Raw genomic sequence first — 993 nt, forward strand, 5'->3', positions numbered from 1 at the left:
TGGGTGAGGGTGCGGTTGGCGATCAGCAGGCGCCGCACGCGGCCCTCGCTGAGATGCTTGGCGGCCAGCTCGATGGTCTCGCCGGCGCCGACCAGCAGCACGGTGGATTCGCTGAGCCGGGCGAAGGAGCTCTGCGCCAGGCGCACCGCGGTGGAGGCGACCGAGACCGGATTGGCGCCCACGCGGGTGTCGGTGCGCGCGCGCTTGGCCACCGAGAAGGTCTGCTGGAACAGGCGGTCCAGGCGGCTGCCCATCGCCCCATGCTCGCGTGCCAGCGACCAGGCGTCCTTCACCTGGCCGAGGATCTGCGGCTCGCCCAGCACCATCGAGTCCAGCCCGGTGGCGACCCGGAACAGGTGCCGCACCGCGTCCGCGTCCTGGTGCTGGTACAGATAGCCGTGCAGACCGGCGGCATGCGAGTCCAGCCAGTCGGCCAGGTGCTGCGCATCGCCGGCGATGGCGTACAGCTCGGTGCGGTTGCAGGTGGACAGCAGCGCCGCCTCGGCGACGTCGGGCAGCCCACGCAGCGATTGCAGCGCGCGCGGCAATGCGTCGCCGGCGAATGCCACCCGTTCGCGCAGGTCGACCGGCGCGGTCTGGTGGTTCAATCCGAGCACCCACAACGTCATCTGTTCAGTTGCTTGCGATAAGCTGCTGGCCATTCAGGGCCCCATTTTACGGCCCGGCCGCTTCCGATGCCCGCACTGATTCGCATCCGTACCTTTCTGCTGCTGTCCGCAATCGCCGCCGTGGCCGCACCGGCCGCGGCCAAGGCACCGAGTCCCGCCCAGGACGTGATGACCCCGGTGCTGGCCGGCGAGTTCGCGTTGCAGGCCGGGCAACTGGCCGACGCCTCGCGCTGGTACCTGCAGGCCGCCAACGACAGCCCCGGCGATGCCGGCCTGGCCGAGCGCGCCACCCGCATCGCCATGCTCGCCAACGACAGCGCGGCCGCCGCCCAGGCGCTGGCGCTGTGGCGGCAGCGCGCGCCCG

Annotated in this window: 1 protein-coding gene and 1 pseudogene; one reads left to right on the plus strand and one right to left on the minus strand. The window is 71.7% G+C overall.

Annotation, left to right across the window (positions count from 1 at the left end):
- Positions 1 to 629, minus strand: a 629-nt coding sequence (gene hemA, locus D588_RS0109615; protein WP_017915824.1) for a glutamyl-tRNA reductase, incomplete at its 3' end; no start/stop codon positions are given.
- Between the two features lie 66 nt (positions 630 to 695).
- On the opposite strand from hemA, the pseudogene D588_RS0109620 reads away from it, so the two are divergent.
- Positions 696 to 993: pseudogene (locus D588_RS0109620) on the plus strand (hypothetical protein); the annotation flags it as partial.

The organism is Xanthomonas sp. SHU 308, assembly GCF_000364645.1.
Taxonomy (GTDB): Bacteria; Pseudomonadota; Gammaproteobacteria; order Xanthomonadales; family Xanthomonadaceae; genus Xanthomonas_A; species Xanthomonas_A sontii.